The sequence below is a fragment of the Rhodococcus koreensis genome, from assembly GCF_900105905.1.
Classification (GTDB): Bacteria; Actinomycetota; Actinomycetes; order Mycobacteriales; family Mycobacteriaceae; genus Rhodococcus_F; species Rhodococcus_F koreensis.
In genome coordinates, this window is record NZ_FNSV01000001.1 from 56,453 (window position 1) to 71,190 (window position 14,738).

The following is a 14,738-nucleotide window of genomic DNA, read 5'->3' on the forward strand; positions in this document are numbered from 1 at the left end:
GCGGACACAGTGGCCAAGACCAAGACCCCCAAAGCGGTGAACATCAAGGTTCTCTCCGACGAGGACCTCGCACGCCTGGAAGCCCGTGAAGCAGCGGCGACCAGCCTCTTCCGTAAGAAGGTGCTGGCCATACTGGTCAAACGCCAGTACGACCGGCGGGCGAACATCGCGGCGAACGAGCGGGCCCGCTCCGACTTGTCCGACCGTGAGGTTCATGCCCTCGACGAGCGTGGCTTCTCCGGTGCCGGCGGTGGCAGGATGGGCGCGATCCTGCCCCCAGTCGAGTTTCGTGGCACCAACATTCAGGTGGCGGGAGTCAATCCCTGGGTGGTGGGAGCGAATGCCCCTCTACTGGGCACCCCGCTGGGCCATCACCTGGCACCGCCGCATGCACCGGTGTGCTTCGACCCGCTGTCGGCGAAGGAAGCGAAGGCGATCACCGCGCCTGCCTGCATGATCATCGCGCTCAACGGCTTCGGTAAGTCGACGTTGCTGCGCCGGATCGCCCTGGGCGACATCGCCGCTGGTGTGCGCGTGGTGTGGCCGGGCGACGTCAAGCCGGACGGGCGGAAGCTGACCGAGGCCGTGGGTGGTCAGGTCACCGAGGTCGGGTACGGCGGGATCGGCCGGATCAATCCGCTCGATCCCGGGCTGATCGGGGTGGCGATCATCCTGCTCTCCGGTCGGATCGAGGAACTCGCCCACCGCATCGACTTCGAGACCGACCCGGAGCTGCGGGACGAGTTGATGCTCGAGCGCCAGAAGCTGGAGCTGCAACGTCAGCAGACTCAGTACGCACTGCATGCGCGGCAGGAGAACATCACCGCCGCGCTGTGTGAGATCGTGCGCGGTAAGCGGCTCGAGGACTTCGAGCAGACGTTGCTCGCGTCGGCGATTCGCCTGCTCTACACCCCGATAGCGCAGGGAGGTGGTGGGTTCACCTCCGAGAACCCCGCCATCCTCGACGACTTGATCGCACTGCTGACGTCGAACAGTCAGGAACTCAAGGACGACGCGGTCGCCGAGACCGACGAGGAGTACCGGGCCGCGATCCAAGGGTTGCGCCGAACGCTGCGTTCGATGGTGAAGGGCCGCTTCGGGGAGGTCTTCAACGGGGAGTCGACCGTCCGCCTCGATGTCGAGGCACCCTCGATGTGCCTGGACATGTCCAGCGTCCCGCAGGACGACAAGATGATGCGCGCCGCTGTCCTGATCGCAGGGTGGAACGAGGCGTTCGCGACGATCGAAGCCGCTCACGTGCGAGCAGACGCCGGCTTGGGACCGAACCTCGCATTCAACGTGCTGATGGACGAACTCTGGCAGGTCCTCGCTCTTCCGATGATGGCCGAGCGGATCGATGCGCTGCTGCGTCTGCAGCGTGTGGTCGGTGTGGGAATCACGTTCGTGACCCACTCGATCGAGGAGCTGGAGAAGGCCGGCGCTCTGGGACTGATCGAACGGTGCCGCGCCCGCATCATCGGCCCGGTTCCGTCCGCGGAGATCGAGCGCCTCGAGAAGGTCATCCACTTCTCGCAGATCGAGAAGAGCATGCTCACGAACTGGTCGGACGCCGCAGATCTGAATTCCCCGATCGACCAGAAGACGGCGCGGCGGCGCCAGGCTGCGGAGAAGGTCCGCCTCGCGGCCGAGAAGGCCGGAATCGTGTCGGCGGCGAAACAGGCCCCGGTCCCGAATCCTGTTGCCGCCGGTACGGGGCAGTTCCTGCTCAAGCTCGGTGAGGGCGATCGTCCCGGTGTGCCGTTCAAGGTGTGGGTGACCCCGGCCGAACGTGCGTCGGGTATCCACAACACCGACGAGCGTTTGAATGCCGCGGTCAAGGACCGCGAGCATACGGGGTTCGCCGCATGACGCCCGCACGCCGCCGCTACCGCGTGGTCGATGACCAGACGAAGGCCGATGCGGTGGCCACGGCCATCAAGTGCATCGAGGCCGGCGACTCGTTCACCGCCTCCTGCGCCGCGGTGGCGGCACAGCTCGACGTGTCCGAGACCGCGGTGCGCAGCTGGGTCAACGCATCCGGCCAGCGTCCGCAGCCGTCCTGGACGGTGGTGAGTCGGCTGCGCGCCGATCTCGCGGCCGCCACGGAACTCAATCGCCGCCTGGTGAATCGGTACGCCCCAGCCGACTGCGGGATGGGCGCGGCCCAGTAATGGAATCGAAGAACAACTCACTGCTGATCGTGGTGCTCGCCGTCGTGCTCGGCATCCCGATGTCACTGATCATTCTGCTGGCCATCCTGTTCCAGGACGAGGAAGAACAGGCCTCGACGGACTGCCTCAGTGGCAGCGGCACATCGGTGACCGGTGGCGACCTGATCGCCCCCGCCGGATCGTTCATCAAGCCGGTCGACCCGGCTCTGGTGACGTTCACCTCCGGATTCGGTGAACGTGACGGCGCCCAGCACAAGGGCATCGACCTGGCCGGCCCGATCGGGACCCCGATCTACGCGGCCGCCGACGGCACCGTCGCCGACGCAGGCGAAGCGAGCGGCTTCGGGCAGTGGGTTGTTCTCGACCACGTGATCAACGGGCAGCTGTTCTCCACCGTCTACGGACACGTCGACACCTACCTCGTCGAAGCGGGCCAGCAGGTCCGCGCGGGCCAGCAGATCGCCACCATCGGCAACCGCGGTGAATCGACCGGCCCGCACCTGCACTTCGAGACCTGGCCGGGTGGCCGGACCGGCGGCGCGGCCGTCGACCCGAAGCCTCAGTACGACTCCGCACCGGCACCGGGCGAACAGAAGTCCGGTCAGGCCGCACCGAGCCCCTCCGGACCGCCCGCACCGTCCCCCTCGGCGCCCGGCGGCGCCGACCTGGCGCAGGCCCTGCCGGCCTCGGCCGGGTCCGAGCAGAACATGCAGGTCAACACCAAACGCCTGATCCGGGCCCTGCACCTGAGATTCGGGGACCGCCTCGACACCCTCGGCGGGTGGCGCGCCGACGGCGGCGGCTTCAACGACCACCCGAGCGGCCAGGCCGTCGACGCGATGATCCCGGACTACAACTCCGGCACCGGCGTCGCGACCGGCGATGCCGTCTTGAACTACGTGATGGCGAACGCCGACTTCTTCCACGTCGACTACGCGATCTGGCGGCAGACGTACTACCCGGCCGGTGGCACCCCGAACAAGATGGAGGAACGGGGCAGCGACAACGAGAACCACTTCAACCACGTCCACATCACCGTCACGGGCGGCGGATTCGACGAAGCCACCACCCAGTGGGGATCCCTGCCCGGCGGCAGCGGTCAGGCCACCAAGGCGGCCACCGACTGCACCATCTCCGGTGAAGGCCTGGGCGACACCCTCGCCGCCGGTTCGGTGCCCGCCGAGTTCGCACCGTGGATCGAACGAGCCGGAGCACTGTGCCCGCAGATCAAACCGTCCCTGCTGGCTGCACAACTCGAAGCCGAGAACGGCTTTCAGCACGGCGCCAACGCCCCGGTCTCGAGCACCGGCGCCGGGGGCCCCGCGCAGTTCATGCCGGGAACGTGGGCGACCTACGGCAAGGACTACGACGGCGACGGCCGCGTCGACATCAACAGCATCGGTGATGCGGTCATGGCGCAGGGCACCTACATGTGCACGATCGCGAAGACGATCGACGGCTGGATCGCCGACGGATCGGTCACGGCGACCCACGGGCCGACCGAGCTGTACCTCGCCGGCTACAACGCCGGTGAAGGCGCAGTACAGAGCTCCGGCGGCTTCCCGACCGGATCGACCGACTACATCGTCCAGACCCGCCCCTACGCCGACAAGATCATCGCCAACGAGGCGCAGTACCGCGCCATCAACAAATAACCAACCAGGAATTTCTACATAGAGACCCCTTATAATAGAATGATGTGATGAAGACTTCCCACGCGAATCTCGGCCGATCAGCCCACTTCACGCCCACAGGAAAGGAACTCCCGATGAAACCCATGGCGCTGCTTGCGGTGGCGTTGTGCCTCGGCGGCCTGGCAGCCCTCTACTACGGCTGGAGTGTGCGATCCTCGGACGCCCCGCACCTCGGAACCATCCCTCAGTGGCAAGTCTTCGTCGCTGGCGGTGTCGTATTCCTCGTCGCGGCACTAGTCCAGCTGGCACTCATGGTTCTGGAACTCGTTGCCCGGCAGCGCGGCTCCGCACAGGTAGCCCGGAACAGCGGAATTGACGTGTGACCACCATGCGTTTTTCGAGGAAGCTGCTGATCGCGGGCGCGGTGTCCGCGACGTTGATGTTGGCCGGTTGCGGCTCATCCAGCGACGAGGACGAGCCCATGGGCAGTGACGATCACGCGCACATCGACCCCCTGGATCCGGCGCATCTCGACGCGGACGGCACGGCCGCGACGGCGATGCAGGCAATCCTCTCGTGGCAGCCCGCAGTCGACGGGAGCAAGTCCGATGCGTTGCGCCGCGCTCGCCCCTGGCTGGGTGGGGACCTGGCGGCCACCGTCGACAACGACAGCGGTGCAGCGACCGGTCTTCGGCCTGATCGGGAGTGGCTGGCGTGGCAGCAGGCTGGTGACGCACTGACTGCCTCCTGCACCAAGGCCGACAGCACCCCAGCGGCTCCGGAGGGCATGCGGACCGTCGTCATCGACGTCAGCTGCCGGCAGACCGTGCTGCACACCGCCGGGTCGAGCACGCCTCTCGCCGAACAGACCTGGCGCACCACTGTCACCCGCACCGACGACGGTTGGCGGCTGACCGACTTCCGCTACCAGTAAGGACAACGACATGACGGAAATGCGTCGCGACCGGCCCCGGGTGAGCAGGAACAAAGAGATGGTGGTGCTCAAAGCCATCGCCGTAGTGGTCCCCGCCTCCTTCCTGCCGGTGTTCGCCTACAACCTCGGCGGGGGTGACGAAACCCTGTGGCACCCGCTCGGCCTGATCATCGATGTGGCCAAGGGAAATCGGACGTGGCCGGGTGGCGCGACCGCTGTACTGATCGGAGAAGTGGTCGCCATCGCGGCGCTCGTGGCGGGCGGGTTTTGGCTGCTCAAGACGACGGGGCGGCTCGAGAAGATACAGGAGAAGCGCGCGGAGAAGCGGATCGACAAGTACGCCGACTCCATGACGGACCCGCGGGAAGTCGAGCAGACCAATCCGGCCGCCGCCGCCGAGGAGACCAGGCGGCTAGCACCGACGATCAGCGAAACCCATCCGGGTCATGGCGGCATCGTCGTGGGCAACACGGTCAGATCGAACCGCGAGCTGCGGATGCCGTGGGAGTGGGTGTGCATCGCGATCGCCGGCTCCCGCATGGGAAAGTCGGCGACCCTGGCGATTCCGGCCATCTGCTACGCAGTCGGATTCTGCCTGGGCACGTCCAACAAGCCCGACATCTACACCCACACCCTGTACCTGCGTAAACAGATGGGAAGGGTCTGGCTCTTCGACCTGGAAGGTGTGACCACCGGCAACAGGCGCGAGACGGCGAGCTTCTGGTTCAACCCGCTGCGCCGAGTCGACGACCTGCCGTCCGCGCGAGTGGTGTGCGACTACTTCATCTCCGCCGCCACCGACGACAACGCCCGGGTCGACGCCTACTTCGACGGCGCCGCCCGGGACCTGTTCGGCTCCTACCTTCTCGCCGCCGCGCTCGCCGGTGGCGATCTTCGGCACGTGGTGGACTGGCTCCGCGAAACACAGTCCCAGATCCCGGTGAAGGTGCTCGCCCAGAACGGGTACGCCGATCTCGCGAACACCATGCAGAGCAAGCAGAGCGTCAACGCCAAACAGCGGGACGGCTTCTACGACATGGCGCGCCGGTTCCTCGCGCCTCTCGACGAGCCTCGCTACGAAGAAGCGATCCTGCCGAACACCCGGATCACGATCGGGACGGACAGTGATGGGCGAATCCTCGTCACCCCCGGCCGTGAAGTCCACGACCTGCCCGAACTCGATATCGACCAGGTCGTACGCAGCACCGACACCGTCTACGCCATGAGCAAGAAGGGAGCCGGATCCGCCTCCGCGCTCACCACAGCCTTGGTCGGCGCCATCGGCGACGCATTGCAGGAGTACGGCGCCCAACAGAGCGACGGGCGGGTCCCGATCCCGGCGGTCATGGTTCTCGACGAAGCCGCGAACATCTGCAAGCTGCAGCAACTCCCCGAGTGGTACTCGCACTTCGGATCCCGCGGATGCATCCTCATCACCATCCTGCAGTCACCGTCGCAGGCGAAGAAGGTGTGGGGTGAGACCAACTACGACGCCATGGTCGATGCCTGCAACATGCTCTGGTACGGCGGCAACGTCAACGACAAAGGGTTTCTGGCCTCGCTGTCCGATGAGATCGGCGACCACTTCGTCGAGGTCGAGAACCGCAGCCGGAGCGGCGGCATGTTGGGCAGTGGGCAAACAACGATCAGCACGTCGTTCCAACGGGAGAAGATTCTCACCGTCGACGACCTCAAGGCGCTGCCGCAAACTCGGGCCATCGTCACGATGGGCGGCAGCAAGCCGCTGCTGGTCCGCAAGAACTTCTGGGGCAACACACCGTTCGCCGCCGACATCAAGCGATCCCTCGCCGAGTGCAAGGCCAGCACCGATCGCATTGAGCAGAAGGCGCTCCCGCTCGGATTCTCCGATCGGGCCGCGTCGGAGGAACCCACCGGCCCGATTCCGCGCATCACTGCCGCCGCCGACAAGGAACTGATCGAGCTACCCGTTCAGCAGAGCGGCGTCGCGCCGACCACGGGCGTCGCCGCAGCACCTGATGCCGTCGACGACATCTTCGAGTCCGAATTCTTCGCGGAAGGAACGCACTGATGGTCAATCTCTCGGCAACCGAGGACGAGTGGCAGAGCGACGACGAGACCGGGTACGAGAACCCGTACGACTACGACCCGAACGCCGTGGACGAGAACGACCCTACCGTCGATGGGGACGATCCCAGCCTCAACTCCGACGAAGACACTGAGGAGATCACAGAGGACGACGAGGACGGCGCGCTCGCCGAGATCGAGCCGATGTACGGCAGCGTCGTCGAGTGGGTGGAAGGGTGGTTCACCAAGGTCATCCGCCGAAGAATGGGGTCCGGGGGTGGAGAAGGTGGACTCGCCTGGGACGAGCGCTGGTGGCTGTACCCCGAAGTCGCAGGCCGGCTCACAGCCGCCTGGTACGCGTGGGAGGAAGCCCGAGCATCCGACAAACCCTCAGCAATGTCCCACTGGTGGATCCAGCACCTCGAGCCGCACCTGAGGGTCATCTTCGACGGCGAAACCGGTCCCATGTCCCACGCCAAAGCCGACGGCTCCTTCTCCGGCTGGCCGGCCCTGCCAACCCAATCGGTACCCCCGGAGTTGCTCGATGGCCTCCTCAACGATCCCGCGAAGGGAGATCTCTGACTCCGTGCGCCTACTTGCGGTCGATCTTCTTCGTGACCGGGACACCGCCAATGTTCTCCAAATCACTCAGCCCAGGCGGATGGGACAGAGACGCGTACACGGCTACTATCCGCGCCTGTGCGGCAACTGTCTCAACGTCCGACCTTGTTGTGTCTCGAAATATTTCATAATCCTCATGCGTTCTCCGTGTCGCTTCTAAACTCTCAGAAAAGTGCATTTGCACTTCAAAAATTATTCCCGAGGGAATGTGCTTGACACACAGATGAAGGCCTTTGTATCGATTCCCATCGAAGAAGAAGTTCTTAATCTTGAATACCTTAAGAACCTCCGCATCTCGACTGGAATTAAGATTCCCTACGAGAGTTTCGGCCTTTTTCACGAAAACGTCGATGCTGTGAACCACGCAACTATAACGGACCGCATCGCCAAGCGAACAAGCCTGCTTGAGCACTATTTCGTCAAACGATAGTCCCTCATCTGAGATGCCCTCAACAGGCTTAGATACTTCTTCTTCGATAGCCCTGGCCATCGATATAGGACCTTTAACTCTGTATTCAAGTCGGTCAAGCCAGCAACCCTCGGGTAGCGACTGGAGCAGCAGAGCTGTGATTTCAGGCTCAGGCTCTTCACGGATTGCAGCGACATACGAACGGGTTACTCGCAAAATTTCGGGATGTACATCCTCCGCCATTTCCACAGGCTCGTCGAGTATGCCCGGAATTCCCGACTCCGAGTATGAATAATCCGCCAATGTCAGATTTTCTTCTTCGTCCCAGCGATACTGCTTGCCTTTTTCTTTACAATATTGATCATGAAGTGGCGGTGAGCAGCAGCTTTCGCGGGAACCCGGCGGAAACTCTCGGATTCAGTGACAAGAGCGGTCACGGCTTTGTTTCCTATAAAAACCTTGACGTGCTTACCACGGCGGTGGGGCTTGCGGACCGGACCGCCCATCTTCTTCGGAGCATTATTGCGCGTGAGTATATCGTAAGAAAAATCGGACATCTTGGGAACACGATCTTGGACTGCTTTCATGGCAGACTTCTTTATCGGCTTAAAAGACACCCTGTCACGCCGAAGGTAGTATTCCTTCTCCAAACCACGGTTGCGACGCCAAGTCCCGTCGTTGGCTACGAAGCTGTATACGGCCTTGCGATCTTCTTCGACCATGGCAAGGCCCGTCCGGGCGCCGCCCTCCGTTTGATACTCGAAGAACTTGTTCGCCATGGTCGCGCCTCCTTTGCCTGGTCGATAGTTCGCTTCCCTGTCCTGGCGATGTTACGTCTCGCGACAGTGCTCCACCATCGGAGCTGTCATCGAGCAGTGTCGTCATCGACCACCGCAAGAACGTGTCGTATCGCAGTTCTACACTGCCTGAGCGACGAGAAAGAGGTCGCCACCCACTGCCATGGTCGACGGGGAGGACTCCCTAGCGCCCTGATCCGAGAAGTCCTCTCGGATCGGCGGGGTGGCGACCTCTTTCTCTGTTCGGCGCCGCTGCCGGCGGATCTAGACCGCGTGCGCGGTGTCTCGGCCGCGTTCGCGTTCGAGTTCCGGTTCTTGCTCGAATGCGAGGTCGCTCTCTTCGTCGGGCCGTTGCTCGACGTTGAGGAGTTCCTTGATGGATCGGGGGTGGCTGGACATGGCTGCCTTCATCGCGGGGGCAATGCTGGCGGCCAGGTTCGCGAGTTCTTCGTTGAGCTGGGTCAGGTTGATCGGCGACAGATTGGCGGCGACGTCGTCGTCGCCGGCCACTGGTCCGGCTGCTTGGGCGAGTCCTCGTCCCACGGAGTCGAGCACGCTCTTGGTCCTGTCGACCTTCGATGGGCCGCCGCTGGCGGGTGCCCAATCAGCAGATTCTGCCGCTGCGGTTTCGGGCACGGGACCGAGCTGCGCTTCGGAAATCTGGGCGAGCTGGTCGTAGGCGGGAAGCCCACGCGCGGCGACATATCCCAGTGCGACGGCAGATGCTGCGTCGAAGACGCGGCGATCGTTGGTCGTCTCTCGCTCGATGCGCTCCTGGTCGGCGGCGGCGATGTCCTCTTTCGTTGTCTCGTTGGCGGCGTGGAAGAGGACCGCGTTTCGGCGTTCGTGCTCGCGCAGTGCGTGCAGGCGGGCGTCGTTGTCCTGGACGAGTTTGTTCAAGCGTTGGGCGTTGGCGGACTCCGGGCCTTCGAGGTGGCGTGCGGCGGCGGCGGCGGCCAGGACCTGGATTCGGGTCTGGTCGATCGGTGCACCGCGGTAGACGCCCAGCACCTCACGGATCGGTTTGGGGCGCGCGATCTTTTGGCCTGTTCGATGGCGTTCCTCGACGTCGGTCAGGAACGCTGCGATGTCGTGCACACGCTGATTCGGCGGCGGTGCGATGCGCTGCTTCGACCGTTTCGTCTGGTTGTCGCGCGGTCTCGCTGCGATGGGGTCGAGGCGCACTCCGTCGTCGACCGCTCGCGTGGGAGTGCGGGTGGGTGCGGGTTCTTTGGTGAGCGCCGGCGAGTGCGCGTAGTCGTCTGACCGGTCAGGATCATCGGCGGCGACCTGTTCACTGTCTTCGCCTGTTGCCCAGGATGGGTCGAGGTCGAGTTGCTCTTGCGGTTCGAGTGAGCCCGCGTCGGTCGCCGCGGATTCGGTGGATCGGCCGGGGATCGGTTGGATGCCGGCCTCGCGGTCTTCGGGCTCCTGCTCGTGGTACTCCCACTCTCCTGAGGGAGTTCGTTGCGGTACGAGTAGGCGTCGCGGTGCGTCGAGGTCGAGTTCCTCCTCGTACCCGGTCACCTGTTCCTCGTCGTAGTTCCGTTCGGCCCAATCGGCTTCGTCGTCCATGCGTTGCTGGTACTCGTCGGTGGCTCGGTCGATGTCGGCCATGTCTTCTCCTCCTCGTTTCCCCCCTCGCTGGTAGCGGCGAGGATGTTCAGTGCTCGCCTACAGCTCCGGGCCTCGATCGTGTTCCTCGTCGTAGGGCGGTTCCTCGTCGTAGGGCGGCGGTGGTTCCTGCTCGTAGATGGGCGGTGCATCTTGCTCGTAGATGGGCGGTGCATCTTGCTCGTAGATGGGCGGTTCCGGGTCGGGCTGCTGCTCGGTGACCTGTGCGTCCCGGCGCCGCGATCCTGCTGCACGGCTTGCGGTCCGGCGACGTTGTTCTGCCTCGATGAGCTCGAGCCGTTTGCGGTCGGCGGTGAGCGATTCCTCGAGTCGCGTGATTCGCGTCTGCAGCTGCCCGAGCACCCGCTCGTCCGTCTGCTCGGCCCGCTGGCGGCGTCCCTGGTTGGCGCGGTTCGCGGCCGCCGATGCTTCGATCGCACCCCATCGTCGCTCGGACGGCGCATCCGCTTCGGCGGCCTGCCGTGCGGCGCGGGCCTGTTCGATCTGTTCGGCGGTGGCGGCGGGATCGCGCTGGATCCGGTCATGGATCGCACGGGCGCGGCGCACCGCGAGGACCTTCTGCTCGTCGGCCTCGACCTCGGCGATGACCGCATTGACCGCGCCGGTGTTCGATTCGTTGGTCGCACGATCGAGTTCGTGCTTCGCCGATCCGAGCATCTGCCGTGTGTCGGAGATCCGCCGGCGCGCGGCCGCGGCGGCGGTGTTCAGATCGTCGGTGGCGTAGGACGAGTAGACACTGGCCGCCTGCTGTGGCGCGGTGATCTGCTCGATCTGCTTCTTGACCGCCTCGGTGCGGACCTCGTTCAACCATGCGAACGGGTCGGCCACGTCGTCGTCGCCGACATTCCGCAGAATCCGGGAGACCGCGACCTCACTGGCCGTGCTGTGGAACAGGGCTTGCTTGCGTGGATCGGTGCCGGGGTCGCCGAGTGCTGCGACCCATTTCGCGTCGCCGTCGATCGCCTTCTCGATGTAGGTGTCGACGTAGGCGTGCATCTGTTCCTGGTGCTGGCGGGCGTAGGCAGCGAGGATCATGTCCTCGCCGGCCGCGGCCTCGGAGAGGAACGGAACGCGGTATCGGGCAACCGCGTCGGTGCGGCGCCGCGGCAGCTGTCCGGGTGCGGTTGCCTTCTCGAGCGCGTCGGCCATGACCTTGCCGGGGGTGTTCTTCTCGTCGTCGAGCTTCCCCGTCTTGCCGACCGCCCGCATCACCTTGGCGGCGTCGGTGAGGAGCTGGCGGGTGTCCCAGCCGAATGTCTCTGACTGTGCGACGGTCTCGACGATCCTGTCCCAGCCGCCGAATGTGTGGACCCAGGTGAACTGTTTGTCGGTGAGGATTTCGTCCAGCAGGGTGGCGGTGTGTTCCTCGTACAGGGCGCTGACGGCGGCGATGTAGCCGTCCTTGATGGCGTCGAAGGACTCGGCGTGGGCGCGGGCCTCTTCGATCATCTGGTGTGCGGTGCGCTGTGATCCGTCGCGGGCCAGGATCCCCCTGATGACCCCGAGCGATCCGGGATGCTCCTCGGGGAGGTGCTCGAAGTCCCAGTCGGGGAGCTCGTCTTCGACCGCGTAGGCGATGTTCTTGCTCTTGCCTCGTGTCATCGCGACGTAGAAGCCCTGTCGGTCCATCCCGGCGGAGGTGAGGACGTGGCAGGACCCGACCGTCATTCCCTGCGACCGGTGGACCGTGGCGGCGTAGCCGAGTTGGACATTCTCGGCGATGTAGTCGCCAGCGACGACCACGCGGCCGCCGCTGGCGTGGTTCTCCAGGCGCAGGGAGCCGTCGGCGCCGATCTCGACGATGGTCCACAGATCACCGTTGTTGACGCGTCCGGTGCGTTTGCCCCTGTCGTCCTTCACGACGTACTTGCTGTTGTTCTTGCGGGTGACCACGACGTCACCGACCGCCCCTTCGAGCCCATCGGCGAGCACGATCCCGGGCCCGGTGACGGTGCCGTTGTCCCGGTAGTACGCGGTGGCTTTCAGGTTCAGCTCGCGCACCAGGTCGTTGGTCGGGGCGACCATGAGGGTGACCTCGTCGTCTTCGACGTCGGCGACGTACGCGTCGAAGACCTTGTCGGCGAGCTCGTGGGTCATGGCCGACTCGATGCGCCTGTTCTCCTTGTACCACTCGATCGCGCGCTCGTCGCCGTCGCGGAGCCTCAGGCTCGCGGCGGCTTCGCCCTCGGTGCGGAATCGGTGGATCTTCGACAGGAACGGCGCAAAGGTGCGCTCGGCGAGATCACGCAGGACACCGCCGGACTCCACGGAGGCCAACTGCTGGTGATCGCCGAGCAGGCGCACCACGGCCCCGGTATCCGCGGCGATTCGAGTGAGGTCGGCAAGGTTTCGCGCCGATGCCATGCCGGCCTCGTCCACCAGAAGAAGGTCGCCGGCCTCGATTCCGGTCGGGATTCCGTGCTTGTCGCGGGTCAGGATGTCCGCGATGGTGCGGCCCTCGACCTCGATCTCCGATCCGAGCACTTCCGCGGCGCGGGCGGACGGGCCGAGTGCGATGACCTTGCCGTTGGTCTGTTCCCAGGCGCGGGCGACCACTTTGGCGGCGGTGGTCTTTCCGGCGCCGGCGGCGCCGACTGCCACCGCGACAGTCTTCTTGGCGGTGAGGAAGTGCTCGATCATCGCGATCTGATCGGTTCCGAGATGGAACCCGTCGATCTTCGATTCCTTCGCGACTGCCTTCTCGATCTTCCGGATCTGGCGCCGGATGACACGATCGGCGACGGTCAGCTCGCTGTCGGCGTCGGCGTTGCTGCGCATGAATGACTCAGCGGCGAGGACCGACTCGGAGGTGTAGCGCATGGTGGTGCGGTCCACGGTGTGCAGCCGAACCAGGCCGCCCTCGATCGTCTCGGACAGCTTGTCCGGGGCGACGTAGATCTCGGTGAACACGGGGATGCAATGGTTCTTCACGAGGGTGTCGACGGCCGCGCGGACGTAGACGTCGAGGTCGAGGTTGTCGGCGAAGCTGAACGCTCTCGCTTGCCGCTGCACCTCGGCGGTGAGGCTGTAGACGGTCCAGGTTCCGACCTTGCGGGACAGGTCTTCTTCGACGCCTCGGATCAGTTCCGGGAGATCGGCGGGGCCGAACGGTGGCCGGTTGTCGTGGCCGGTTTGCGCCTCGTCCACCAGCTGCCGGGGTGAGGTGTCGACGATGATTGCGCGTGCTCGCTCGTCCCACTCGGCCCGCAGTTCGGCCATCGAGCGGGGCGGGTTCTTCGCGTTGCGGGTGTCCAGCGTTGCCTGCTGTGCCTGCGCGAATTGGACCTTCTTCGGCGGGTTCTTGCCGTGCCGTGCGGTGTACTCGCGGGCCAGTTCCGCCTGCCGGTCCACGATGGCCTGGCGGCGCGAGAACTCTTCGATCAGCGCGAGGGGGATGCCTTCGACCTCGTAGACCGGCTGCTTATCGGCGGGGGTGTCGGCGCGCGGCGCGAAGCTCACGCCGAGGTTGCGGGCCACCAGATCCGCGACTCGGGTGTTGTACCGCTCGGACGCCGAGACGGCCGCGCGGTAGAACATGCGGCCGTCGATGGTGGTCCACTTGCCCTCCGCGTAGACCCGGTTCAGGACCGCGCAGTGGGTGTGCAGATTCGGGTCGCCGACGCGGTTGTCCCAGTGGTCGAATCGGGCGATGAGCAGACCCTCGGCCTTGACCATCCGTGTTCCGCCGGCGCCGCGCCGGGTGTAGGTCAGTTCGTCCTCGACGTATCCCAGGGTCTCGTCTACGGCCTGGCGGTGCGCCGCCTCGATGATCTCTTTGACGCGCGGATCACCCAGCCCCCACAGCAACGAAACCGACTTCATCGGAGTGAAGACGAGGTCGTAGCCTGCGACCGGCTGCCGCATCTTCCGGTAGCTGTCAGCGATGAACTCTGTGACCTGTGCGTCGCTGAGCAGAGCGGCCTTGCCGCCCTTCGTCTTCGCCAGATAGCGGACGGCGACATCCCGCTTGATGCCATCCTTCGCCGCGGATTCGGGGAACTTTCCCGTTGCTCGCTTGTAGTCGTTGCAGCGGTCCACGACCTCGTGGACGTACTCCTGGGAGGCGGTGAACCAGCTGAACGGCCGCCCGAGCGCCGTTGCGGCGGACCAGTCGTAGCGTTCCTGCTGCGAGGCCGTGACCGGCGGCATCGTGGCGAAAGCGTTCGGAGTTCGGGCCGCGCCGAACGACGAGCGCATCGCGCTTTCGGTGACTTCGTCGCCGACTGCGACTCCGGCTCGCGCCGTTGCCTTCCCGTACCAACGCCCGGGCGGGGTGCCCTTGGCGTTGTAGTAATCGATGACATCGCCCTTCTTCGACTCGGTCGCGTCGCCGGCCGCCACGTGGTTCGTCAGATACGTGTATCCATCCCCAGCTGAGAGCTTGTGGATGGTCATCATGGCGACCATTGTGCCAGGTGGCACCTTTAGTGCAAGAGGTGTGTAAAAGATTTTGGCCCTGCCGCAGGCAGGGCTTGGCTATTCGGTGCCGTC

Annotated in this window: 11 protein-coding genes; 7 read left to right on the forward strand and 4 right to left on the reverse strand. The window is 65.0% G+C overall.

Annotated elements, in window-relative coordinates; all coding sequences use genetic code 11:
* Positions 1 to 9: 9 nt before the first annotated feature.
* From BLV94_RS00280 to BLV94_RS00310, 7 genes are read left to right on the forward strand one after another with little or no spacing between them, the layout of a single operon-like run.
* A complete protein-coding gene (locus BLV94_RS00280) occupies positions 10 to 1,869 on the forward strand; it encodes an ATP-binding protein (protein ID WP_072951460.1) in 1,860 nt (619 codons plus the stop codon).
* Positions 1,866 to 2,171 carry a hypothetical protein gene (locus BLV94_RS00285; protein ID WP_072951463.1) on the forward strand — a complete coding sequence of 102 codons (306 nt, stop codon included), beginning with the start codon at positions 1,866 to 1,868 and terminating at the stop codon, positions 2,169 to 2,171. The genes BLV94_RS00280 and BLV94_RS00285 overlap by 4 nt, the downstream gene beginning before the upstream one ends.
* Positions 2,171 to 3,826, forward strand: coding sequence for a M23 family metallopeptidase (locus tag BLV94_RS00290; RefSeq protein ID WP_072951466.1), 1,656 nt, complete (start codon positions 2,171 to 2,173; stop codon positions 3,824 to 3,826). The genes BLV94_RS00285 and BLV94_RS00290 overlap by 1 nt, the downstream gene beginning before the upstream one ends.
* 47 nt (positions 3,827 to 3,873) lie before the next feature.
* Positions 3,874 to 4,188 (forward strand): hypothetical protein, encoded by a 315-nt coding sequence (locus BLV94_RS00295; protein WP_244163393.1) that lies wholly within the window; start codon positions 3,874 to 3,876, stop codon positions 4,186 to 4,188.
* Between the two features lie 5 nt (positions 4,189 to 4,193).
* Positions 4,194 to 4,739, forward strand: coding sequence for a hypothetical protein (locus tag BLV94_RS00300; protein ID WP_072949819.1), 546 nt, complete (start codon positions 4,194 to 4,196; stop codon positions 4,737 to 4,739).
* A 10-nt stretch (positions 4,740 to 4,749) separates the two neighbouring features.
* Complete coding sequence (locus BLV94_RS00305) at positions 4,750 to 6,789, forward strand: type IV secretory system conjugative DNA transfer family protein (RefSeq protein ID WP_244163394.1); 2,040 nt, start codon at positions 4,750 to 4,752, stop codon at positions 6,787 to 6,789.
* Complete coding sequence (locus BLV94_RS00310) at positions 6,789 to 7,367, forward strand: DUF4913 domain-containing protein (protein WP_072949760.1); 579 nt, start codon at positions 6,789 to 6,791, stop codon at positions 7,365 to 7,367. The genes BLV94_RS00305 and BLV94_RS00310 overlap by 1 nt, the downstream gene beginning before the upstream one ends.
* 10 nt (positions 7,368 to 7,377) lie before the next feature.
* Here BLV94_RS00310 and BLV94_RS48240 read toward each other — a convergent pair whose 3' ends face one another.
* The 4 genes from BLV94_RS48240 to mobF form a co-directional block, all read right to left on the reverse strand.
* A complete protein-coding gene (locus BLV94_RS48240; protein WP_143051278.1) occupies positions 7,378 to 8,118 on the reverse strand; it encodes a hypothetical protein in 741 nt (246 codons plus the stop codon).
* 2 nt (positions 8,119 to 8,120) lie between these two features.
* Positions 8,121 to 8,594, reverse strand: a complete 474-nt coding sequence (locus tag BLV94_RS00320) for a hypothetical protein (protein ID WP_072949762.1) — start codon at positions 8,592 to 8,594, stop codon at positions 8,121 to 8,123.
* A 282-nt stretch (positions 8,595 to 8,876) separates the two neighbouring features.
* On the reverse strand, positions 8,877 to 10,229 hold the full coding sequence (locus BLV94_RS00325; protein WP_072949764.1) for a hypothetical protein: 1,353 nt from the start codon (positions 10,227 to 10,229) through the stop codon (positions 8,877 to 8,879).
* 57 nt (positions 10,230 to 10,286) lie between these two features.
* Positions 10,287 to 14,654: a MobF family relaxase gene (gene mobF, locus BLV94_RS00330; RefSeq protein ID WP_072949766.1), complete on the reverse strand. Its 4,368-nt coding sequence runs from the start codon at positions 14,652 to 14,654 to the stop codon at positions 10,287 to 10,289.
* Positions 14,655 to 14,738 lie beyond the last annotated feature (84 nt).